This is a genomic window from Serratia sp. NCCP-200 (genome assembly GCF_059697885.1).
Map to the genome: position 1 here is coordinate 283,892 of NZ_BAAKUJ010000001.1, position 22,294 is coordinate 306,185.

Annotated in this window: 24 protein-coding genes; 11 read left to right on the top strand and 13 right to left on the bottom strand. The window is 51.1% G+C overall.

The genetic code is table 11. The features are described from left to right. Positions 1–121: 121 nt before the first annotated feature. A complete protein-coding gene (locus AC6HVW_RS01300; RefSeq protein WP_497569243.1) occupies positions 122–502 on the bottom strand; it encodes a winged helix-turn-helix domain-containing protein in 381 nt (126 codons plus the stop codon). A gap of 820 nt (positions 503–1,322) precedes the next feature. Then, on the bottom strand, positions 1,323–1,820 hold the full coding sequence (locus AC6HVW_RS01305) for a hypothetical protein (RefSeq protein ID WP_046807980.1): 498 nt from the start codon (positions 1,818–1,820) through the stop codon (positions 1,323–1,325). A gap of 172 nt (positions 1,821–1,992) precedes the next feature. Here AC6HVW_RS01305 and hda point away from each other — a divergent pair, with 172 nt between their 5' ends. Then, a complete protein-coding gene (gene hda, locus AC6HVW_RS01310; RefSeq protein ID WP_024484905.1) occupies positions 1,993–2,694 on the top strand; it encodes a DnaA inactivator Hda in 702 nt (233 codons plus the stop codon). A gap of 148 nt (positions 2,695–2,842) precedes the next feature. On the opposite strand, the gene arsC is transcribed toward hda, so the two are convergent. Next, complete coding sequence (gene arsC / locus AC6HVW_RS01315) at positions 2,843–3,196, bottom strand: arsenate reductase (glutaredoxin) (RefSeq protein WP_071683854.1); 354 nt, start codon at positions 3,194–3,196, stop codon at positions 2,843–2,845. Between the two features lie 22 nt (positions 3,197–3,218). Next, positions 3,219–4,688: a beta-barrel assembly-enhancing protease gene (gene bepA, locus AC6HVW_RS01320; RefSeq protein WP_071683853.1), complete on the bottom strand. Its 1,470-nt coding sequence runs from the start codon at positions 4,686–4,688 to the stop codon at positions 3,219–3,221. A gap of 305 nt (positions 4,689–4,993) precedes the next feature. Here bepA and AC6HVW_RS01325 point away from each other — a divergent pair, with 305 nt between their 5' ends. Then, positions 4,994–6,070, top strand: a complete 1,077-nt coding sequence (locus AC6HVW_RS01325) for an AI-2E family transporter (protein WP_071683852.1) — start codon at positions 4,994–4,996, stop codon at positions 6,068–6,070. Positions 6,071–6,112: 42 nt separating this feature from the next. On the opposite strand, the gene bcp is transcribed toward AC6HVW_RS01325, so the two are convergent. Together bcp and AC6HVW_RS01335 are read right to left on the bottom strand one after the other, a co-directional pair. After that, positions 6,113–6,577, bottom strand: coding sequence for a thioredoxin-dependent thiol peroxidase (bcp, locus tag AC6HVW_RS01330; RefSeq protein ID WP_021178751.1), 465 nt, complete (start codon positions 6,575–6,577; stop codon positions 6,113–6,115). Positions 6,578–6,579: 2 nt separating this feature from the next. Beyond that, entirely contained in the window at positions 6,580–7,194 is a 615-nt protein-coding gene (locus AC6HVW_RS01335; RefSeq protein ID WP_021807112.1) for a glycine cleavage system transcriptional repressor, read from the bottom strand. A gap of 99 nt (positions 7,195–7,293) precedes the next feature. Between AC6HVW_RS01335 and dapA the strand changes: the two genes are divergently transcribed. The 6 genes from dapA to ypfH all read left to right on the top strand — a co-directional run bounded on the left by dapA (position 7,294) and on the right by ypfH (position 14,121). After that, positions 7,294–8,175, top strand: a complete 882-nt coding sequence (gene dapA, locus AC6HVW_RS01340) for a 4-hydroxy-tetrahydrodipicolinate synthase (protein ID WP_071683851.1) — start codon at positions 7,294–7,296, stop codon at positions 8,173–8,175. A 16-nt stretch (positions 8,176–8,191) separates the two neighbouring features. Next, complete coding sequence (gene bamC / locus AC6HVW_RS01345; RefSeq protein ID WP_071683850.1) at positions 8,192–9,244, top strand: outer membrane protein assembly factor BamC; 1,053 nt, start codon at positions 8,192–8,194, stop codon at positions 9,242–9,244. A 166-nt stretch (positions 9,245–9,410) separates the two neighbouring features. After that, positions 9,411–10,124 carry a phosphoribosylaminoimidazolesuccinocarboxamide synthase gene (purC, locus tag AC6HVW_RS01350; RefSeq protein WP_021178747.1) on the top strand — a complete coding sequence of 238 codons (714 nt, stop codon included), beginning with the start codon at positions 9,411–9,413 and terminating at the stop codon, positions 10,122–10,124. 270 nt (positions 10,125–10,394) lie between these two features. Continuing rightward, positions 10,395–11,258, top strand: coding sequence for a KPN_02809 family neutral zinc metallopeptidase (ypfJ, locus tag AC6HVW_RS01355; RefSeq protein ID WP_071683849.1), 864 nt, complete (start codon positions 10,395–10,397; stop codon positions 11,256–11,258). 56 nt (positions 11,259–11,314) lie between these two features. Beyond that, positions 11,315–13,324, top strand: a complete 2,010-nt coding sequence (locus tag AC6HVW_RS01360) for a tRNA(Met) cytidine acetyltransferase TmcA (RefSeq protein WP_497569244.1) — start codon at positions 11,315–11,317, stop codon at positions 13,322–13,324. A gap of 107 nt (positions 13,325–13,431) precedes the next feature. Then, a complete protein-coding gene (ypfH, locus tag AC6HVW_RS01365; RefSeq protein ID WP_071683847.1) occupies positions 13,432–14,121 on the top strand; it encodes an esterase in 690 nt (229 codons plus the stop codon). A 28-nt stretch (positions 14,122–14,149) separates the two neighbouring features. Here ypfH and AC6HVW_RS01370 read toward each other — a convergent pair whose 3' ends face one another. Genes AC6HVW_RS01370 through AC6HVW_RS01385 form a run of 4 tightly spaced genes read right to left on the bottom strand, consistent with a single transcriptional unit; the run spans position 14,150 to position 16,519 of the window. Further along, positions 14,150–14,335, bottom strand: coding sequence for a YpfN family protein (locus AC6HVW_RS01370; protein WP_021178743.1), 186 nt, complete (start codon positions 14,333–14,335; stop codon positions 14,150–14,152). 2 nt (positions 14,336–14,337) lie between these two features. Next, the gene (locus AC6HVW_RS01375; RefSeq protein ID WP_071683846.1) at positions 14,338–15,012 is read right to left on the bottom strand and encodes a M15 family metallopeptidase; all 675 of its coding nucleotides are present in this window, start codon (positions 15,010–15,012) and stop codon (positions 14,338–14,340) included. After that, positions 15,009–16,136, bottom strand: a complete 1,128-nt coding sequence (dapE, locus tag AC6HVW_RS01380) for a succinyl-diaminopimelate desuccinylase (protein ID WP_021807105.1) — start codon at positions 16,134–16,136, stop codon at positions 15,009–15,011. The genes AC6HVW_RS01375 and dapE overlap by 4 nt, the downstream gene beginning before the upstream one ends. After that, positions 16,133–16,519, bottom strand: a complete 387-nt coding sequence (locus tag AC6HVW_RS01385; RefSeq protein ID WP_071683845.1) for an ArsC family reductase — start codon at positions 16,517–16,519, stop codon at positions 16,133–16,135. Before AC6HVW_RS01385 ends, dapE begins: the two co-directional genes overlap by 4 nt. A 475-nt stretch (positions 16,520–16,994) precedes the next feature. On the opposite strand from AC6HVW_RS01385, the gene AC6HVW_RS01390 reads away from it, so the two are divergent. Together AC6HVW_RS01390 and AC6HVW_RS01395 are read left to right on the top strand one after the other, a co-directional pair. Next, positions 16,995–17,474 carry an Hcp family type VI secretion system effector gene (locus tag AC6HVW_RS01390; protein WP_071683844.1) on the top strand — a complete coding sequence of 160 codons (480 nt, stop codon included), beginning with the start codon at positions 16,995–16,997 and terminating at the stop codon, positions 17,472–17,474. Further along, on the top strand, positions 17,474–17,815 hold the full coding sequence (locus tag AC6HVW_RS01395; RefSeq protein WP_037376382.1) for a hypothetical protein: 342 nt from the start codon (positions 17,474–17,476) through the stop codon (positions 17,813–17,815). The genes AC6HVW_RS01390 and AC6HVW_RS01395 overlap by 1 nt, the downstream gene beginning before the upstream one ends. Before the next feature lie 45 nt (positions 17,816–17,860). Here the strand turns inward: AC6HVW_RS01395 and AC6HVW_RS01400 are convergent, their stop codons facing one another. From AC6HVW_RS01400 to AC6HVW_RS01410, 3 genes are all read right to left on the bottom strand, one after another. Further along, a complete protein-coding gene (locus tag AC6HVW_RS01400) occupies positions 17,861–18,676 on the bottom strand; it encodes a DUF4225 domain-containing protein (RefSeq protein ID WP_071683843.1) in 816 nt (271 codons plus the stop codon). 1,184 nt (positions 18,677–19,860) lie between these two features. Then, on the bottom strand, positions 19,861–20,292 hold the full coding sequence (locus tag AC6HVW_RS01405) for a GNAT family N-acetyltransferase (protein ID WP_071683841.1): 432 nt from the start codon (positions 20,290–20,292) through the stop codon (positions 19,861–19,863). Between the two features lie 9 nt (positions 20,293–20,301). Next, entirely contained in the window at positions 20,302–20,781 is a 480-nt protein-coding gene (locus AC6HVW_RS01410) for a tetratricopeptide repeat protein (protein WP_071683840.1), read from the bottom strand. Between the two features lie 220 nt (positions 20,782–21,001). Here AC6HVW_RS01410 and AC6HVW_RS01415 point away from each other — a divergent pair, with 220 nt between their 5' ends. Beyond that, a complete protein-coding gene (locus AC6HVW_RS01415) occupies positions 21,002–22,267 on the top strand; it encodes an MASE1 domain-containing protein (RefSeq protein ID WP_071683839.1) in 1,266 nt (421 codons plus the stop codon). The last annotated feature ends 27 nt before the right edge of the window (positions 22,268–22,294 follow it).

Consider the following 22,294-nt stretch of genomic DNA (forward strand, 5'->3'; position numbering starts at 1 on the left):
AAGATACAGTTCTGGCAGTGGGTACAACAGGGACCAGGGTTAATATTAACCTGGCTTACTGTTTTTAACTGCAAGTTGATAATCGGACTCTTGGCTGAGTTTATTGCTTGTTAGACCATTTTTAATAGTAAAGCGTTTTTATATCGGCCCTTGAAATACTGATGCCTTTGCTTCTGGATGTAATGATAATATCTTCTGAAATACCCAATAACGCCAGTTTTGACTTAAGTTCTTTGAGTTCTTGCCACAGGAATTGGTTGGAAGATGAATAGTTCATCTTGCCAATGACCTCGCTCAGCAATTCCTGACGGCTGACATACTTGTCCCCGGCATGCTTGAGTAAATAGGTGAGTATGGCCATCGTCACTTCTTTTAACGAGACGATCGCGCAGGAGAAGTTGGCGCTAGGTTTGTCCGTGCTGAGACGAACTATCCTGTTATGCTTGACATCGATTTGCAGATCCGGCTCAACCCAGAAGCCAAATAGTTTTTTCCTATCCATTTCCTAAAACTCCTGTTATTAGGTAGAGAGCCTATCCGTTGGTAAGACAATTCTATGTTCATACTCATATAAAACAATACGTTTGATATTATGATCTTAGTGTTTCAACTTTGTAACAAAATGGAGTTTTTGACTAAGTAATTTCACTTTGTTGGATATAAAAACTGCCAAATCAAGGAGAGCTAAATTTTGTGCTGCAATTGATCATGGTTTTTACCCTAGCATAAAATTATAAAAATAAATTCTAATTGGTATAAAGTGCTTTTTTGTTTGGTAAGTTTAATTTATTCAGTTACTTATATATAAATCTTCAATTGCGTTGATTCTTATTTGTGGCCAATAATCTTGGAAGATTTATAGCCGTTTTAATTTCTGACTCATCAGAGAATACTGAGCCTGTTCAAGCTGCGATTCCCGTTTGCCAGGCTCATATTACGGAGTATCCAGCGGTATAAAACTCAAAGTTTATCATTCTATCTCAATGAGATGGCCTAACTAACCTATAAGGTATTGGTGTAAACGAATTGCATTTATAATGTTGCTTTTTTGGTTTTTAGGCGGTTTTTTATTGGGGCATTTAACAGAGGCAGATTGCACCTCGTTAACCAGAAAAATCTTAATGAGGTGTTAATCTTCACATTAATGATAACGCTTGGGCCATACGCCAAAAGTGGGTTTGGCCAAGTCTATTTGATGGAAGGCATATCAGACACTTTAACACCGGTTTTGGTAAATAGAGGGGTGTGAAGGCAGGAAAGAAATGACGGGCGGGTAGCCAAGCGGGCGCAGCACATGCCGCGCCCATACAGAGCAAATCTGTTTATTGATTGGCAGGCTGGGCCGGCTGTTCGGTTTTACCGTCGGCTTGTTGAGCCTTATTATCCATACTGTTCTTGAGCTGTTCGGTTTTTGCTTTGGCCTGTTGTGCCAGATCGTTCGCTCCGTTAATCGCATCGGCCTTGATATTTTTGGCCTGATCGATCAGCTGCTGGCTTTGTTTGTCTGCATCCTGTTTGATTGCTGCAGCCTTGGCCTTGGCATCATCAGTGAGGGCATCCGCCTGCTTGGCGGCGTCATCTTTAATGGCGGAAGCCTGATCCTTCAGCTGTTCCGTCTGGGCCGCTGCAGCCTGCTTGATTTCTTCCGCTTTGGCCTTGGCATCGTCGGTCAGTTGATCCGCTTTCTTTTCTGCCGCATCTTTCATTTGTTCGGCACTGTCTTTGGCCTTATCCAGGTGGGAATCGACCTTGGCATCATCGCAGCCCACCAGCAGTAAACCTACCATTGAGGCCAATAGCACTTTATTCCACGCTTTCACGGTCTAACTCCTTTCGGTGATCGTCAATTTGTACGACTTATCTTAGAACAGCTTTGCCGTACAAGACAAATTTGGCAACTAAATCGCGTTGTTCTCATGGCGGGTTCAACAGAGGTTGCTTTCTGTGGTAGACTCATTGTGTTTTCCTGCCAGTTTTGGTTGAGGTGCTTTTCTGAATACGCCGGCACAGCTTTCACTGCCACTTTATCTACCCGATGATGAAACTTTTGCCAGTTTTTATCCGGGTGAGAACCCATCCTTATTAGCCGCGATCCAATCCGCAGTCCGTCAGGAGCATGGTAGCTACATCTATTTCTGGTCACGCGAAGGCGGGGGACGCAGCCATTTGCTGCATGCGGCCTGTGCCGAACTCTCGCAGCGTGGCGAAGCAGTAGGCTATGTGCCCCTGGATAAGCGGGCCTATTTTGTGCCCGAAGTGCTGGACGGCATGGAACAGCTGGCGTTGGTCTGCATTGATAACATCGAGTGTATTGCCGGTGATGAAGAATGGGAAATGGCGATTTTCAATCTCTATAACCGCATTCTGGAAACTGGCCGCACCCGCCTGTTTATCACCGGCGATCGTCCGCCGCGCCAGCTAAATCTGCATTTGCCGGATCTGGCCTCGCGCCTGGATTGGGGGCAGATCTACAAGCTACAGCCACTGTCGGACGAAGAGAAACTACAGGCGTTGCAGTTGCGCGCCAAACTGCGTGGTTTTGAACTGCCGGAAGATGTGGGCCGTTTCCTGCTCAAGCGCCTGGATCGTGAAATGCGCACGCTGTTTATGACGCTCGATCAGCTTGACCGCGCGTCGATCACGGCACAACGCAAGCTGACCATTCCGTTTGTGAAGGAAATTCTGGGGCTGTAGCGGGTCACTACTCCCCATTACCCATTTTAGGTTATTCACCCTTCGTGTAACAGCGCACTGCGGAATGACAGGATATGCGCCTGTGCAGCACTAGCGGCGGCGTCGCTGTCCTGTGCGGCCAACGCGCTGATAATCGCCCGGTTTGCTGTCACAGGATCTCCAGCACCTGCTCCGGTGGTCTGCCAATGCGGGCTTTGCTGCCTTTGACCACTATTGGGCGTTCGATCAGTTTCGGATTGCTCACCATCGCTTGCAGCAGTTGCTCTTCGCTCAGGGTTTCATCCGCCAGTTTCAGTTCCTTGTAGAGATCTTCTTTCTTGCGCATCAATTCGCGTGCTGAAGCGAAACCGAGTTCTTGCAACAGCTTTTTCAACTCGGAGACGGAAGGTGGCGTATCCAGATACAGCACCACCTGCGGTTCGACGCCATGCTGTTCCAGCAGTGCCAATGTCTCACGGCTCTTTGAGCAGCGTGGGTTGTGATAAATAGTGACGTTTTTCAACTTTTCTCTTTCCTTGTTCAAATCAAGTGCGTTGGAACTTGCTGAAGGTTTTTTGCAACTGACGCAGTTGGTCAATCCGTGCGTCATAGCGAGCCTGTTTCAGGCTGCCCAGTTTTTGTAATGAGCTGGCGTTACTGAGTAAACCGATCGCCTGATCCAGACGACCTGCCAGCGCCAGGCTTTCTGCCCGGGCGGAGAGTTCTTCATCGCGTAGACCTTGGGCGGCACTGGCCTGAGCCAACAGATCCCAGCCATTCGGATCGTTCGGATGGGCAAAGGTATAACGGTTGAGAATTTTTGACGCTTGTGCGGGTTGATTGCCCTCAACGTAGGCGTTCGCCAGGTTGAGCAGCAACACCGGGTTATTGCTTTGCGCCGCATTGACCGCCTCAAGGCGAGCAATGGCCTGAGCGGCCTTATTCTGACCCAGATCGATGTCGGTCAGCAGATCCAGCAGCCAGACGTTTTTCGGATCCTTTGCCAGCAGCGGCTGAATAAGATTGCGCGCTTCGTCGTATTTCTTGGCTTCATAGAACAGGATCGCCCGGCCATATTTGGCGGCTATTTGCTCGCGAATGTTGCCTTTGCTGTAAGTGTTCAGCAGGTCTTCGCTCAGACCATAGCCTTCCGAGCTGTACATGCCCAGCGTACGTACCCTTGCTAGCAGATAGTCTTGGCTGGATTGCACCAGACGGCGCGGCATTTGGTTGGCGCGGTTGCGGGCGTCCGAAAGCCGACTGTCTGGCAACGGGTGCGTCAGCAGCATTTCCGGTGGTTTTGAGGCATAGCGGGACTGATCGGCCAGCCTTTGCAAGAAGTCTGGCATCGCTTCGGGATCGAACCCGGCGCGCTGCAATACCTGAATACCGATACGGTCGGCCTCTTGTTCGTTTGCCTGGGTGAAACTGATCATCCCCTGCTGCGTTCCCGCCAGCGTACCGCTCAGCGCCGCCATGCCCATGGTTGGGTTGGCCATCGCCAGCAGGATAGAGCCTAGTGCGCCCACCCAGGTCAGTGGTGCGTTGCGTTGCTGGTCTTCCATTGCGCGGGCCAGATGGCGCTGGGTCACGTGTGAGATTTCGTGCGCCAGGACCGAGGCCAGTTGGCTCTCGTTGTCGGTTTCACGGAACAGGGCTGAGTGCAGCACCACGTTGCCGCCGAAGAAGGCAAAGGCGTTGATCTCGTCGTTACGGACTAAAAAGAAGTGGAACGGGGTGCGTACCGAATAGGCGCTGGCGACCAGCCGGTTACCCAACTGGTTGATATACTGGGTCAATAGCGGATCGTTGATCAACGGGGCGCTAGCGCGTAGCTGCCGCACGTAAAAATCGCCCATGGTCAGTTCTTGGCCGATGCTCAACGTCCCCCCTGCGGAAGTCCCCATATCCGGCAGTTGGTCTTGTGTTTGGGCATTAACCGGCGCCAAAGCAGAGGTGCAAAGCGAGCCGAGCAGCAGGACTGTTAACGCTGTTTTAGTCAACCGGATGGTCATAGTCAGATCATTCCCTCAATAAAGTCACCAAGTAAGACGTCAGTATCAGATAAGAGTTCTTCTTCCGTACCAGACTCTCCAGTACAATCAGCGCGAAAGTGCGTTGGCTCACAAAAATGCATTTTCAGGGGATCGTGCGCCTGAGCGGCAAAACGTTATTACATCATAGCCAGCCACAACCCACATTGAAACGCCTGCACGGTGATAACCGGGCTAAAATTATTTAAAAATCATGTCATATCTGCTCGGCCGCATAGGGACTGGCGAGCCTCACCCCCCATTGATGGAATAAGGAGCAATCTCTGATGTTGGAGTTGTTATTACAGTGGTACCGACGTCGTTTCACCGATCCGCAGGCTATTGCGCTGCTGGTGATCCTGGTTGCCGGGTTCTGCATCCTTTATTTTTTTCACGGTATCTTGACCCCCTTGCTGGTGGCGCTTGTGCTTGCTTACTTGCTGGAGTGGCCTACCGTACGCCTTCAGCGCTTGGGATGTTCGCGCACCTGGGCGGCAAGTATCATGCTGATCGTGTTTGGCGGTATTGCCATGCTGTTGGTCTTCGTGGTCGCGCCAACCGCCTGGCAGCAGGGCATCAACCTGATGACCGATTTACCGGGCATGCTCAATCAGTTCTACAACTATGCGGCGACCTTGCCGACACGCTACCCGGCGCTGGTGGATGCAGGCATCATTGATATGATGGCGCAGAACCTGCGTGAGCGACTGTCGGGGATGGGAGAATCGGTGGTGAAATTCTCGCTGGCCTCTCTGGTTGGGCTGCTGACACTGGCCATCTATCTGATCCTGGTCCCTTTGATGGCGTTCTTCCTGCTGAAGGACAAAGAGCAGATGATCAATGCGGTGCGCCGCGTGCTGCCGCGCAACCGAGGGTTAGCAGGGCAGGTATGGGTCGAGATGAACCAACAGATCACCAACTATATTCGCGGTAAGGTGCTGGAGATGGTGATCGTCGGAGTGGCGACCTATCTGGTGTTCTTCATTCTGGATATGCGTTATTCCCTGCTCTTGGCGGTGTTGGTCGGCCTCTCGGTGCTGATCCCATACATCGGCGCGGTGCTGGTGACGATCCCGGTGGTGGTGGTGGCGATGTTCCAGTGGGGCATTGGTGCCGATTTCTGGACGCTGATTATCGCTTATCTGGTGGTGCAAGGGTTGGATGGCAACCTGCTGGTGCCGATCCTGTTCTCCGAGGCGGTCAACCTGCATCCGCTGGTGATCATTCTCTCGGTGATTATCTTCGGCGGCCTGTGGGGGTTCTGGGGCGTATTCTTCGCCATTCCGTTGGCGACGCTGGTGAAAGCCGTGATCCACGCCTGGCCGGATGACATGCTGGTGGATGTGGGGGATGAAGTGAAGTGAGAAAAATAAAGCGCAGCAACTCATGTTGCTGCGCTTTACCCTTTACTGCTGCAGGTAGTTCAGAACGATTTCGTGGTGATTGGTGGTCTTGAAATCATCGAACACTTTCTCAACCTTGCCGTCGGTGCCGATCAGGAAACTGATACGGTGAATACCGTCATAGGTTTTGCCCATGAAGGTTTTCTCGCCCCAAACGCCAAACTGCTGAGCTACCTGATGATCTTCGTCGGATAGCAGCGTGAAATTGAGCAGTTCTTTCTCAACAAAACGCGAGAGCTTTTCGGGTTTATCGGTGCTGATGCCCAGCACTTCGACGCCCGCCTTTTTCAATTCATCCATGTTATCCCGTAACCCGCAGGCTTGCACGGTGCAACCTGGCGTCATGGCTTTAGGATAAAAATAAACCAGTACTCGTTGTCCCTGGAAGTCGGCCAAATTAATTTCCTCGCCATCCTGGTCGAGTAAACTAAATTTCGGCGCTGTATCACCGGCTTTCAATGGGCTCATAACTACTCTCCATCTCTCTCATCATGCTGTGGATAGTTCACCACGCTAATACTGCCTTGCGCATTCAATTCTGTACATAGGCGATAAAAGGCTTGTTCAATATTTGTTGCATCCTGGCCACCGGAACTGTGGGCGGTGATCTGGATATAGAGCTGGGAGGGCTGATCCCCCTGTGCTGGCTGAGTCCGTGACACCAGCTCGGCAATGTTCATCTGGCTCGAATCAAACAGGCCGGTAAACCGCTCGATGATATGCGGGGAGTCTTTTACCTCAACCTGTACCCACACTGTAGCTGGCATTGGCGGTCTTTCTTGCGAGTTTGTGCGTTTCATCACGATCAGTAAATCCAGCTCGGCACCTTTTTGCGGCAAAGTGGATTCGATCAGGGTAATCGCGTTCCAGCTACCTGAAAGCAGCATGATGAAGGTGAACTCTTCACCCAGCATGGCCAGACGGCTATCTTCGATATTGCACCCGCAGCTACTGACGTGGCGGGTGATGGCGTTGACGATACCGGGGCGATCGGCGCCCAGTGCGGTGATCACCAGATAGTGTTCATCAGGCTTAGGCAAAATGCAGCTTCCTGTCGTACTGAATGGGGTTACCAAGGTAAACATAAAAAAAACCGCCTGCCAAGCGCTTAGACACGTTGTTTGCTTGCTTTTGGATAGGTGACAAAAGTACCATGGGTGACTTGTTTGTGGAGGGGACGGCCAATGTTTACGGGAAGTATTGTTGCACTGGTTACGCCGATGGACACCAAAGGTGCTGTCGATCGTGCGAGCCTAAAAAAACTGATTGATTATCATGTAGCCAGTGGGACTGCGGCGATCGTTTCCGTAGGAACTACTGGCGAGTCCGCCACGCTGCCCCATGACGAACATGTGGACGTGGTCTTGCAGACGCTGGAACTGGCCGCAGGCCGTATTCCGGTGATCGCCGGTACCGGTGCCAACGCCACCAGCGAGGCTATCTCACTGACGCAGCGTTTCAGCAACACCGGTGTCGTGGGCTGCCTGTCGGTCACGCCTTACTACAATAGACCGACCCAGGAAGGCCTGTACCAGCATTTCAAAGCCATTGCCGAAAGCACCAATCTGCCGCAGATCCTCTATAACGTGCCTTCACGCACCGGTTGTGACATGCTGCCGCCAACCATCGCTCGTTTGGCCAAAATTAAGAATATTGTTGCCGTTAAAGAGGCAACAGGGAACTTAAGTCGTGTTAGTCAGATCCAAGTGCTGGTTGATGATGAAGACTTCATTTTGCTGAGCGGCGACGACGCCAGCGGTCTGGACTTCATGCAACTGGGTGGCAAAGGGGTGATTTCCGTGACGGCCAACGTGGCTGCGCGTGAAATGGTCGAACTTTGCCGCCTGGCGGCGCAAGGCAATTTTGCCGAAGCCCGCCGTTTGAATCAGCGCTTGATGCCTTTGCATCAGGATTTGTTCGTAGAAGCAAACCCAATTCCGGTGAAATGGGCCTGTAAGGCATTGGGATTGATGGCAACCGATACGATGCGTCTGCCTATGACGCCGTTGACCGACGCTGCCCGTCCTGTCGTGGAGCGTGCGTTGAAAAGCGCCGGTTTGCTGTAACTCTTAGGGAGATTTGATGGCTTATTCATTGCAAAAGTCGACGCTAGCAACGGTCGTGGGATTAGCGCTGGTGATGACGCTGGCGGCTTGTTCTACCGATCAGCGCTACAAACGCCAGGTTAGCGGCGATGAGGCCTATCTTGACGCCGCACCGCTCAAACCGTTGAGCGCGCCGTCTGGCCTGATCCTGCCGGTACAAACTGGTAATTATGAAGTTCCGGCAAACGCGCAGAAAGGTGCTGTTGGCAAGCAACTGGATATCCGGCCACCGGTACAGCCGCTGGCACTGTTGAGCGGTTCCCGTGGTCAATATGCGGGTGACAGCGGCACGCTGCTGATGGAAAGCAGCCCGCAGAACGATAACCTGTGGCCTCGCGTAGCCAGCCTGTTGCAGAGCAAAAACATTCCGATCGCCTCACGTACGGATGCCAGCCAAACGCTGACCACCGACTGGGTGAAGTGGAACCGTCTGGATGAAGACAACCAGTACGAAGGCCGCTACCAGATCACGGTACAGAAACAGGGTTATCAGCAAGCGTTGGTAGTGAAAACCCTCGAACTGCGCCAGCAGGGGAAAACCGACAAGGTTACCGATCCATCTGAAGTTCAGCGCTACAACGGTATGATGATGAACACCATCGTTGAAGGCCTGGACAAGCAGGACAACCTGTCGAGCAGCCAGTCCGCCAACCGCGTTGGCGTATTGGATGTGCAGAGCGGCGCGGATGACACCGGCTTGCCGACGCTGATCGTGCGTGCGCCGTACACGGTAGTATGGGATCGTTTGCCACCGGCACTGGAAAAACTGGGGATGAAAGTGGGTGACCGCAGCCGTCCACAGGGTACCGTCGCCGTGACCTACAAATCCCTGAGCAGCAGTGATTGGGATGCGTTGGGCGCCAAAGATCCTGAACTGAAAGAAGGTGATTACAAACTGCAGGTCGGTGATTTGAATAACCGTACCAGTTTACAATTTATCGATTCCAAAGGTAAGCCGTTGACCCAGTCGCAGAACGATGCGCTGGTAGCGGTGCTCCAGACGGCTTTCAGTAAAACCAGCGTGAAATAACTACATCTAGGGGCTGCGGCCCCTTTTTGTTTTGCTGATACGGTATCGTTTGCGTCGCAGATTTGGCACAATAGTTATCAGCAAACCAAAGAACTTATCAGGTCAATTTTGTGCCCAGTAGGCTGTCTGTCAGCCGGAAGGTACCATCTCATTGGAGTAAGTTAAGATGCAAAAGCTAGCTGAACTGTATCGCGGCAAGGCAAAAACCGTCTACACCACCGAAAACCCGGATCTGCTGGTGTTGGAATTCCGTAACGATACGTCAGCACTGGATGGTCAGCGCATTGAGCAGTTCGATCGCAAAGGGATGGTGAACAACAAGTTCAACCATTTCATTATGAGCAAGCTGGAAGAGGCCGGTATCCCAACGCAGATGGAACGCCTGCTGTCAGACAACGAAGTGCTGGTGAAAAAGCTGGAGATGGTACCGGTTGAGTGCGTGATCCGTAACCGCGCTGCGGGCTCTTTGGTCAAGCGCTTGGGGATCGAAGAAGGTTTGCCGCTGAATCCGCCGCTGTTTGATCTGTTCCTGAAGAACGACGCGATGCACGACCCAATGGTGAACGAATCCTATTGCGAAACCTTCGGCTGGGTGAGCAAAGAGCATCTGGCGCGCATGCGCGAGCTGAGCTACATGGCTAACGACGTGTTGAGCAAACTGTTTGACGATGCAGGCCTGATCTTGGTCGATTTCAAACTGGAGTTCGGCCTGTTCAACGGCGAAGTGGTGCTGGGCGATGAGTTCTCCCCGGACGGTAGCCGCTTGTGGGACAAGAATACCCTGGCCAAGATGGACAAGGACCGCTTCCGCCAGAGCCTGGGTGGCCTGATCGAAGCCTACGAAGAAGTCGCCCGCCGTATCGGCGTGAAGCTAGACTAATAGCCCCTCACCCCAACCCTCTCCCAAAGGGAGAGGGAGTTGTTCCAGAGTTGTTTTCAGGCCTGGAGTTAATCTGCGGCACGCTGGCTTCACGTTATATCCCCTTGGTCCTTTGGGAGAAGGCACGGGGTAAAGCATCAAATCCAGGCACCCAATTCCCCAATCCCTACTTTCCAGAAAATTACTGCATTCCCTTCGCCGCGAACGCCTTATAATAGTAACCAGGGCAAGTTTCCTACGATTATTAAAAATCATCTCTGGAGTTTATTTATGCGTTGGCAAGGGCGTCGAGAAAGTGACAATGTCGAGGATCGCCGTGGGCAGTCTTCAGGTCTGGGCGGCGGCGGCCCCCGGATACCTATCGGCGGCAAAGGTGGCCTGATCATTCTGGTCGTGGTGCTGGTTGCCGGTTACTACGGGGTAGACCTGACTCCTCTGCTGAATGGCGGAGATGTCTCCCCGCAGTCTCAGCAGCAAAGCGCCAGCATCAGCCCGCAAGACGATCAATTAGCCAAGTTTACCTCGGTGGTGCTGGCTTCTACCGAAGATAATTGGCAGGGCATCTTCAAGCAGATGGGGAAAAACTATCAGGATCCGAAACTGGTAATGTACCGGGGCGCGACGCGTACCGGCTGCGGCACCGGTCAATCGGTGATGGGGCCGTTCTATTGTCCGGCTGACGACACGGTCTATATCGATCTCTCGTTCTACCAGGATATGAAAACCAAGCTGGGCGCTGGCGGTGATTTTGCCCAGGCTTATGTGGTTGCGCATGAAGTGGGCCACCACGTGCAGAATCTCTTGGGGATTGAGCGCAAGGTTCGCCAGATGCAGCAAGGGGCTAGTCAGGCAGAGGTTAACCGCCTGTCGGTGAAAATGGAGCTTCAGGCCGACTGCTTTGCTGGCGTTTGGGGCCATTACGCCGAGAAACAGCAGATGCTGGAAGCAGGCGATCTGCAATCCGCATTGAATGCCGCGCAGGCGATTGGTGATGACCGTTTGCAGCAGCAAAGCCAAGGGAGAGTGGTGCCAGACAGCTTTACGCATGGCACTTCGCAGCAGCGTTATACCTGGTTCAAGCAAGGGTTCGATAGCGGCGACCCTAATACCTGCAACACCTTCGCCTCCCGTTGATATTACTCAGTGCCGGTGCCTAGAGCCCGGCACTCTGCTTTCAGGTCTCAATATTCATGTTTCAGGTAATGCAACAACGCATGCAGCAGCAGGGTATTCGGCGGTTGTTGGTGATCAGCGGCGAATCGCAATGGTGCCGAGATCAGGCGCAGCAACTGGCGGCACAGGTGCCGGGTGACTGGCCTTGGGTCGGTAATGACGTGCCCGCAGGAATCGATGCGTTGGCGAGTCACGCGGTCAGAATCCTGTTGGGGCAGGAGCGATTGCATGCGGTGTTTGATGCGTTAGCGGAGCTGGATGTCGAAGCGCTGGCCCAGCTTTGCGGGACATTACAAGCCGGTAGCTGGTTATTGTTGCTGGTACCATCTTGGCAAAGTTGGCCGCAGCAGCCTGATAGTGACAGCCTGCGCTGGAGCGATTGCCCACAGCCAATTGCCACGCCCCATTTTATCCACCATCTGCAACAACGCTTGCTGGCCGATAGCGAAGTGTCTATCTGGCGGCAAGGTGAACCGTTGTGCCTGGCTCCCTTACCATCACGGCCAGCTTGGCAGGCTCCCCAGGGTAATCCGAGTGAGGAACAGCAGGCCATTTTGGCCCGCTTGTTGGCGGCCGAGTCTGGGATCTGGGTATTAACCGCTGCGCGTGGCCGGGGGAAATCAACGGTGGCGGGGATGTTGATGGCCAGCAGCCCGTTAACCTGTTGGATCACCGGCCCGAGTCGCGCCGCTACCGACGTAGCCAGCGAGTGGGCCGCAGGACGGGCCAAGTTTTGGGCACCGGATGCTTTGCTACAGCATTGTTCTGAACAGGGTGCAGAGGGTGTTGGCTGGCTGCTGGTGGATGAGGCTGCAGCGATCCCTGGACCTTTACTGCAACAGTTAATGGACTATTTCCCGCGCGTATTGCTGACAACTACGGTGCAGGGATATGAAGGAACGGGGCGCGGATTTTTACTGAAGTTCTGCGCCTCCTTACCGCAGTGGCAGCCGTTAAGCTTGCAGCAACCGATGCGTTGGGCTGCGGGTGATGCCCTGGAGCGGATTATCGATCACGCCTTGCTGTTCAACGAGGAACCGGCATGGGCAGTGGCAGGGCAGTCACCCACTTTTAGTGCTATTGAACAGGCTGAACTGTGCGCCGATCCGCAACGGTTACGGCGTTTCTATGCGTTGCTCTGTAGCGCACACTATAGAACCTCACCGCTGGATTTACGCCGTCTGATGGATGCGCCCGGGATGCACTTCAGTGCGGCGTCACTGGGAGATGAGGTGGTCGGGGCGTTATGGCTGGTAGATGAGGGCGGCTTATCGGTTGAACTGGCCCATGAGGTGTGGGCGGGCCGCAGAAGGCCACGTGGCAATCTGGTCGTTCAATCCTTGGCGGCACATAGCGGCCAATGGTGGGCACCTACGCTGCGTTCCCGTCGCATTACCCGTATCGCCGTGTTGCCGGAGTTACGCCAGCAAGGGATCGCCAGCCGGTTGGTGGAACAGCAAAAACGTGACTCGCAGGGGTTGGATTTTCTTTCCGTCAGCTTCGGCTATACCGAGCCGCTGTGGCGGTTTTGGCAATCTTGTGGCTTCACCCTGGTGCGGATTGGCAACAAACCGGAGGCCAGCAGTGGCTGTTACACCGCCATGGCGTTGCTGGCCATTACTGAGCAAGGAGAGGCGCTGTGCCATGCGGCGCATAAGCACCTGGCTCGGGATTGGCGCTGGTTGCGGCAACGTAGCGACCTGTTGCTGGAGCTCGACGATGATACCGATCCGCTATTAAATGAAGAAGACTGGCGCGAGCTGGCCGGTTTTGCCTTTGCCCATCGCCCCTTGGAGGCTAGCCTGGGGGCACTACAACGTTTGTTGTTGAACAGCTCATTGCCCTGTGCGGCATTGCGCGCGCATTTGCAGCAACAACAAACCGTGGCCCAGTGCGCTGCCCAATATGGCCTGAGTGGCCAAAAAGCCTTGCTGCGGCTTTGGCGACAAGAGGCTGGGCAGGCGTTGCAACAGCTTAATGCGCAACATTGCCGCTACTGGCAGGAGTGGGCGCAGTCGTTGCAATAAATGGAAAGAGTTGTTCAATAAAACCCGATTTTCCTGATTTCTTCGCGGCGTATAGTAAGGGCAGTTGCCGGGTCTGTCCCGGATGTCTCTAACCTGAGGAGTCCCCTATGAAACATTCGCATTTCGTTGTCCAAAGCCCCGCAACACCGGCAGAGCAACTGATACTGTTGTTTCATGGCGTGGGAGATAACCCGGTGGCGATGGGGGAGATCGGCAGTTACTTCGCCAAAGATTTCCCGCAGGCCTTGGTGGTGAGTATTGGTGGCCCATTCGCTTTTGGCAACGGTGAGGGTCGCCAATGGTTCTCGGTTCAGGGGATCACCGAACACAACCGCGCGCAGCGCATTGCCGAAGTGATGCCAACCTTTGTTGAAACCGTGCGCTACTGGCAGCAGCACAGCGGAGTGGGCTACGCGGGTACCGCGCTGGTTGGTTTTTCGCAGGGTTCGATCATGGCGCTGGAGGGGCTAAAAGCCGAAGCCAAGCTGGCCGGGCGGGTAGTGGCCTTCAGCGGTCGTTTTGCCCAGTTACCGCAAGCCGACGTTGGTGACAGCGTGGTACACCTGATCCATGGTGAGACAGACGGTGTGATTGCTGCGGAACATGCGCAAGCGGCTGAAGCTCAGTTACAGGCCGTTGGCGCAGATGTGACATTGGATATTGAACCTGGCGTCGGGCACGCAATCAGTTCGGGCATGATGAATGCTGCTCTGGATCGTTTGCATTACTATGTGCCGCAGCGCTATTGGGAAGAGGCGATGTTTGGTAAACGGGGCGATCTGATCGCTTTTAAATAAACAGCAGGGCGCTATGTGCGCCCTGAGGTTATGGCTTTTTCGGCCAGTCGTCTTCGTCGTCCCACTTGGCGTTGTTATCGCGGTGGGGCGGCAATTCAGGCTTGTTGGCCAGGAATTTTCGATGATCCAGGCGGCGTAATTCCTTGATCCCGCTAATGATAATACCTGCCAATATCACCAGGATTATCCACCAGTAGTCAGCTAACCAATGCATGTTTACACCTTTCCTTCAGGGCGAACAAAACGCGAGAATATCGCGGGCAGATGGCTTGCGAGCCAAGCTGCACCAGCAACGTCCTTATCTCGCCAGGCCGCCAGCAGCAGCTCGGGCGTCAGTAAATGCTCGGCCTCTTGCGCCAGCGGGCGATAACTTAAATGCCAGGGTTCCACCGCCACTCCACCTTGATCGGCGGTAAACGGGCGATAGAAGCCAAACTCGGCCATATGTGCAGTCAGCCAAAGATTTAGCGGATGGAAATAACCACCGGCTTCATATTCCCACGGCTCCAACTGCAACTTTTGCCCAACGGGCAGCAGCGACGGATCGTAAACATCCAGATCGCTGCCCCAGTGGTGACGGCTGGCACCCGGCAGGGCCGACCAACGCAAAATGGCTTCACAACGCTCGGCGGCAGACAGTGGCTGGATATCCATCGGCTGGCTATTGTGATCCAATACTGGCCGCTCTCCACAGAACTTGCCATTCCAGATCGCCAGTTGCCGGTCAAAATCGCGAAAGGTGCTGGCCGGTTGCAGATCGAAGCCTGCCATTTTAGCCGCCTGCTGCATGGCCTGAAAGGCCACCACCGCAGCGGGTTGCAGCCGGTGATTGCCGCTCAGTACGGTGAGATGCTCCGTTGAGCGCCCGGTGAGCATTTCTGCGCTGATCATGCGACCAGTTGCTCCATGATACGCTGATACATGCGGCTCAGTAACTGCAGATCGGCCGCATGTACGCATTCATTCACTTTATGGATGGTAGCGTTGACCGGCCCCAGCTCAACCACCTGTGCTCCCATCTGAGCGATAAAGCGGCCATCAGAAGTCCCGCCGGTAGTCAGTAGTTGCGGGGTGAGCTCGGCATAGTGTTCTACCGCATTCACCACGGCATCGACCAAAGCGCCTCGTGCGGTCAGGAAAGGTTGGCCAGACAGCCACCAGTCGATGCTGTAGTTCAAGTTATGGCGATCCAACAGTTCCTGCACCCGCTGCTTGATCAGGGTGTCGGTAAGCTCGGTGCTGAAGCGGAAGTTGAACTGCACGAACATTTCACCGGGGATCACGTTGTTGCTACCGGTCCCGGCCTGCACATTGGCAATTTGCATGCTGGTTGGCGGGAAGAATTCGTTGCCCTGATCCCACTCAATGGCGACCAGTTCGTTTAACGCAGGCATAGCCCGGTGAACCGGATTATCGGCCAGATGTGGATAGGCGACGTGCCCCTGAACGCCATGTATACGCAGATTGGCGGTGATCGAGCCACGGCGGCCATTTTTCACCACGTCTCCGACCCGCTCGGTGCTTGAAGGTTCGCCGACCAGGCAATAATCAAGGCGTTCGTTGCGAGCCATTAAGGCTTCCACTACCTTCACTGTGCCATGAGTGGCGCTGGCCTCTTCGTCTGAGGTGATCAAAAACGCCAGGCGGCCCTGATGGTTGGGGTTGGCGGCAACGAAGCGTTCTGCGGCTACCACCATGGCGGCCAGGGAGCCTTTCATATCGGCGGCTCCGCGCCCATAAAGCATGCCGTCGCGGATGACGGGCTCAAACGGTGGGTTATCCCAATTTTTCTCGTCGCCGGTTGGCACCACATCGGTGTGGCCAGCAAACGCCAGCGTGCTGCCCTGACCGCGCCAGGCCCAGAAGTTTTGCGTATCGCCAAAGTTCATTGGTTCGACGGTAAAACCGATCGCTTTCAGGCGGGCGATCATCAACTCCTGACAGCCTTCGTCATGTGGGCTGAGGGAAGGGCGCTTGATAAGCTGTTGCGCCAGTTCGATAACAGGGCAGATCATGAGTTAACCTCGGTAATAAATTGCTGATAGCTTTCGCTGCTGAAGCCTAGCAGGGCATGTCCTTTACCATCATCCAGCAAGGGGCGTTTGATCATGGCCGGTTGCTCCAGCATCAGGGCGATGGCGGCATCGGCATTGTCGCAGGCATTGCGCTGGGCTTCATCCAGTTTACGCCAGGTGGTTCCACGAGTATTCAACAAGGGTTCCCAACCCAGGCGCGTGACAAAATCACGCAACAGCTGCTCGTCGAGCCCGTCTGCGCGATAGTCGTGGAATTGATAAGCCACTCCCTGTTCTTCCAGCCAGCGGCGGGCTTTTTTGATGGTGTCACAATTTTTGATGCCGAACATGGTCAGCGAGGCGTGCTGCGGTTTGTCTGTCATGGCGTAAAAGCTACCTTTTAATCGTCAAAATCTGTACGGAACGATGAGTGAGGGTACCGCTCGTCTATATAGAGATAATGCGGGAAAACGGGGCTTAGATCCAGACGGCCAGGGGCGGATCATGCAGATGGGGTGTTTAGGCTTGCAACGCCTTAAGGTTTGTCAGAGCTATGAGTCTGTTTTGCCAATCCTCCGGTAGGGTGCTGTTTTGATCTGTATTAGTATCCCTGTAAAATAATAAGGTAAACCTATAGTTTTAATCAACGCCACTAATTCCGGGTGATTACATTCATGAAACATGGGTAAATAGCTTTTTCATATTGATTTTAATGATGTGTTGGTGGTTTTTAATGATCGCGTCATTGTCTTTACACTTGATTATGTTGAGTTGTGATGTTAAAAAGCGTTTGTTTTGTATATAATATTGAGTCTCGTGTGATGCTTACGTAGTGACTTTATAAAAAAGGATTTTGATATGGCAAATGACATTTTTCTAACTTTGAAAGGTGCAAAGCAGGGGCTGATTTCTGCGGGATGTTCCACTAAAGATTCCATCGGAAATTTATACCAAGCGGGGCATACAGATCAAATTTACCTTCATCAACTCAATCATTCAATGAGTCGAGAGCAGCACGTTAGCCATCATCCGTTCGTTATCGTTAAGCCAATCGATAAGTCTTCACCTTTAATTGGTATCGCAATATCTAACAATGAACGTTTGGATGCAATTATAGATATATATAGAACCAACCAGAATGGTGGGCGTGAATTATTTTATTCCATCAAGTTGACTAACGTTACGATTATGGACGTTAACATTTTTTACCCAAATTCATCAACCCATAACGAATCACAACCGCAAGAAAGTATATCACTGAAGTACGAAAGCATTTCTTGGCAGCATCATATAGCTGGAACCAGTGGTTATAGCATTTGGGATGATAGGGTTTACTAATGAAAAAAGTAAAAAGCGTTGATAGACTCCTTTTGGAGTCTTATTTCACTAGGAGTGAAATAAAAAAAATAAAAAATAATGCTAATGTTTTTCAACTCGATATTCTATATTCAGTTAGAGATATAGGTAGAAGAACCCTCAGAGCAAGTATCATCTTAGGGGTAATACTAACTATTTTCACAATTGGAACAGTTTCCAAAGATGGTGTTTTTGGTTTTGGAATTATAGTTCTTATGTGCTTTATGATTGTAATACCTTCTTATTTCCTAACTCCAATGAGGCTCTACATTAAGTCTTTGTATTTTTTTGTGAAAGACAGAAGAAATGAAAAGTTAAAATGAGAAATTAATTTGCATTTTTGTGTAAGTCACATATTTCTTAGTGAGCTATTTCATTACTCCCTTTATAGTAATAGCATCGCTCACTATCTCCAATGAGAGTGAGAACTTCCCCATGGTTTTAAAGCCAGTAACCGCATCGTTATACATAGCATAATATAATCTTTCAGTATCTGGTCCTCTACCACTTATACCTAACCAGCTTCTACTATTTGGTACTACTGCCTTGCCAAATAAAGCTTTTAATGAAAGGGACAGGTCTATGCCTGCATATAGAATATCGCCACCACGTTCACCATAACCTACGTTGGTAGATGCCCAGCGATATAGGTCTCTTAAGTAACCTGTATTTTCCTCACCCGTGAAGAAAAATTGTAAGTTTTCGTAGATGTTATTCGCTCCATGACAAATAAGTAAAACGCCCGTAACACCACTAACGAAAGTGACTTCTGATGCTAGCACCATAGCTAACCCAGAGGTCACTTGTGATAGTCCTGCGACAACGCCGATTGCTTTAACAACATATGTGTATACGCCGTTTTCTTTTTTTATTTCCAAATATACAGCTCTGGCCACCTTATTAAGTTGTAACGACTCATACTGCATTCTTAAAGAATCATGCTCAGTTTTTAGACAGACAAATGCATTGCGTTGCCCTTCTTGAGTCGTTGCTGCACGGCAAGTCGATATATGATGATTGATCAGATCATCAATTTCTTTTTGAAATGAAAATCTTGATTGTGCATTTTTTAGATAAAAAGCAGATGCTCTGTTAGCCAAACGGCCTAACTCATGAGAGTTTGCAAGTGCCATCTCAAGGTAGTAGTTTTTCACTTGTTCACGAAAACCGAAATAATTATCCATATAAAAAAAATCCCTTTAAAATAAAAAGCGTGATCATTATATCGTGCTTACTTTAATTCGCTTATTCATGATAGCAATCTCTACGAAAGTGATCAAATGTAGCTACTTTGCTTGAGTGATGGGGGGCGGAATGAGGATACCTCCGTAGCTATGATGAAAAATTAGTGTAACGCACAGGGAATGTTGATGCCGAACATGGTCAGCGAGGTGTGCTGCGGTTTGTCTGTCATGGCGTAAAAGCTACCTTTTAATCGTCAAAATCTGTACTGAGTGGCAGACTGGGTCACAATGTTATACCACTTGGTTATAGAACAGATAATGCGGGAAAATGGAGTTTAAATCCAGACAACGATGTGTTCATCATTGACAGGGAGATACCTGTATTTTCAGGTCCGCAGATGAGTAACACATTTGGTTTTGACCTTCTCTGTAAAGCGACGAGATACTGCCCCACTCAGTACTAATTGTTTGTCACAGACGGGGGAGAGTAATTATGCTGCGAATATTAATTTACCAAGACAACCTCCAACAATTTTTGATAATATCATCTGGGAATAGATGATGTAGTTTCGTATGACTTGTGCAACATATTATTCTTTATTTTATATTACAACATGGAAGTGAAAATGAATGCGAGAAAACTAATCCTAACAAGTTGCTTTTCATATAGGGATCTATTAGAAATAAAACGCTCGTATGCTAAAACCGTGCGTGAGGTTTATGGTGGAGAGGGTAGGGTTTCGAGTGAAGAGACATTTGAGAATTATATTTTTGTTCTTGCCGATATTGTAAGTAGCACTGTTTTCATCTTCTCGGCTTTAGGTATTTTAAATACAGGGATTCTTATATGCCTCCATGGCTTAACTAGAGGGCCATTTGTCATGTTTATTATAAGCATAACATTCGTGGCTTGTGTGGTAATTAGGAATGGTAAAGCAAGTAAGTTACAGATAAAAACCACAATAAAGTTAATTAACTTAAGGTTGAGGGTTTTTATTTTTAGGCTCAGCCTACCGTAGCACACAAATGAATATTGTTTTTTGTTATTATGAATTATTCACTATCATGATATTTGTAGTCATTGTCATAAAGTGTGGCTTTAAGTGTATTAAGGGATAAGCCTGCTTGAAATGTCCTCATAGCAGTATTTTTATTTTCTCACTTAATATTTAGCAGTTTGATGTTCAACGCACATACCCGCTATTTTGTAACCGCTCCAGCGCGCACCCATCGGCATACACCATGCCGGTAGTCAGATCGTGGAAGCCATATCGCTTATAAAATGCCAATTTGTCCGGCACCGAGTAAATAAACACTTTACCTAACGGAGCCAGATCTTGCATGACGCGATCCATCAACTGCTGACCATAACCTTGTCCCTGGAAGCGCGGATGGATGGCGACATCGGCCAGATAAGCTACCGAGGTCATGTCACTGATGGCATGGGCTGTGGCCATCAACTCACCCTCAATAAAGCCCCAATAGCAGAATTGGCTATTTTGGTACACCTTCTGTAAGACCTGAGGATCACGCTCGCCCAGTCCGGCAGCGGCCAGCAATTCGCCCAACTGTTGCCAGTCGATATTACAGTTACGCAGATCGGTGATGAGCTCAATATTCTCCCCTTAACCAATACGATCCAAATCCGCAGCATATTGCTGAATAGCACGCTGGTAGCTGCTGATTTCCGTATGCGCAGAGGTCTCCGCCAACAGCATCAGCAGATCCGCCACCGCCTGTTTGGTTTCCCCAAGATTGTAGAGCGTCATGGCGCGGAACAGCGTGATCTCCTTGGCCTGCGGGAACTCGTTTAACCCGTCGTCGAAAGCGGTTAGCGATTTCTGGTATTCCCCCAATGCGCGATAGGTGCTACCCAGGCCCAGCCAGGCTTCCTGGCGTAACTGTGTAGGCAGGCCGTGCTGCAAGGCGGCGAGATAGCAGGGGATTGCCTGCTGCTCAAAGCCCTGTACATCGTAAAGGCACGCCAGCTGGTAATGCAGCGAGCCATCCAACGGTGCCTGTTGCAGCATCTGTTGGGCCAGCTCGGTGGCTTCCGGATAGCGACCTTGTTGTTTCAACTGCTCGATGGTGATACTCGAAGACATGATTTTCCCTTTCAACGGTGTTTTGCTAAATCCTGTAGCAACGTTACTCCTTCACTATTCATCCGCAAAGAAATATATGCCTGGATAGATCTCCGATGAGTTTGAAATAGTACGTTCACATCATGCTGATGTAGAATGTCCTATAGTTAATCAGGCTTTTCTTGACGGCAACACGTGATATTTTTCACAAAATGCCTGCGTGCATACCAGTGAGTAAAAAATGACACCCCAAGTTCCATCGTATGTTCGACAACTTTTCACCCTGCTGCTATGGGGGATAATCTATTACTTCGCCGGATTGATCTCATTAAAATTTGACGACCCTAACTCGCCGATCGCTATCGTGTGGTTTCCCTCAGGCGTTGCGGTTGCCGCCTTTCTTTTGTCCCGCTGGCGCAGTTATTTAACCCTGTTCGTCGTTTTGACGTTGGCGAGCTTGTTGTTGACGGAGGGCTGGCAGCATAAACCATTGATATCACTGATCGATGCCCTGCTATCCATGCCCGCCAACGTAGCGATCGCCTGGGCGGTTCGACGCTTTGCACGGCTTAATGACGATCTCCATACTATTTTAATCTGTATCACTGCAACCTTGGTCTTCAGCGGGCTGGATGCGCTAATTATTGGTGGGGGTTATGCTCTAATCCACCAGCAGCCTTTGTTCAGCTTGTTCTGGCAGAACTTTATCGCTGATGTTACCGGCATTATCTTTGCTACAGCCGTTATTATGGGGTTTGTTAATCGGCGCTTGGAACCTGCCAGTTGCAATCTGCAAACGGGTCTTCTGGGAGGGGCACTTTGGCTGCTGCTGTGTGTTTCGATCTGGTTTATCTTTGGTTACCCCCTTCTCTGGCTGCAACACAACGCTGCTGCGCTCTACTTTGCCTTGGCATGCCTTCCCATTATTTTGGCTATTATGCTTTCTGTGGCTTGGGGAAATCGCGGGGGCTCTCTCGCGCTTATCACTCTTGGGTTGGGAGTGATTTACTATACCAATCATCAGCATGGGCCCTTTTTTCTAAAGGGCTTGCATCTCAATGAGTCTCTGTTATTAGCCTTGAGCTACCTTTCCGCGGCGGCGTTGTTGATCGTGTTTATCAGGGTGTTGAAGCACTCGACCAACAGTTTTAACCCAGATACCGGCCGGATAACCGGCAAGGGGGTGATTTATAGCCTCAACCCACGGACCGGGATTTTGCACTGGGAAGATGAGCTCGGCAGTTTGTTTGAGCAGAAGGTTCCCAGCAAGCTAGACACCATGGATGATGTCATGCAATGGGTTCATCCGCATGATCAAGGCAAGCTGCGTGACCATTGGCTCCTCAATGATGGCCCTCAACCCCGTCCCCCGTTGGTATTCCGTATCCAGATGCCACAGGGAGAGTGGTTAACGTTGGTGGATAACAGCTGCGTCCTGCTGGATGAGGAAGAACAGAGCATTATTGTCGGCAACTGGCAAGCAAGCCAGTATCACCAGGACAGTTAAATGAACCTATTATTTGCATATTGCGGA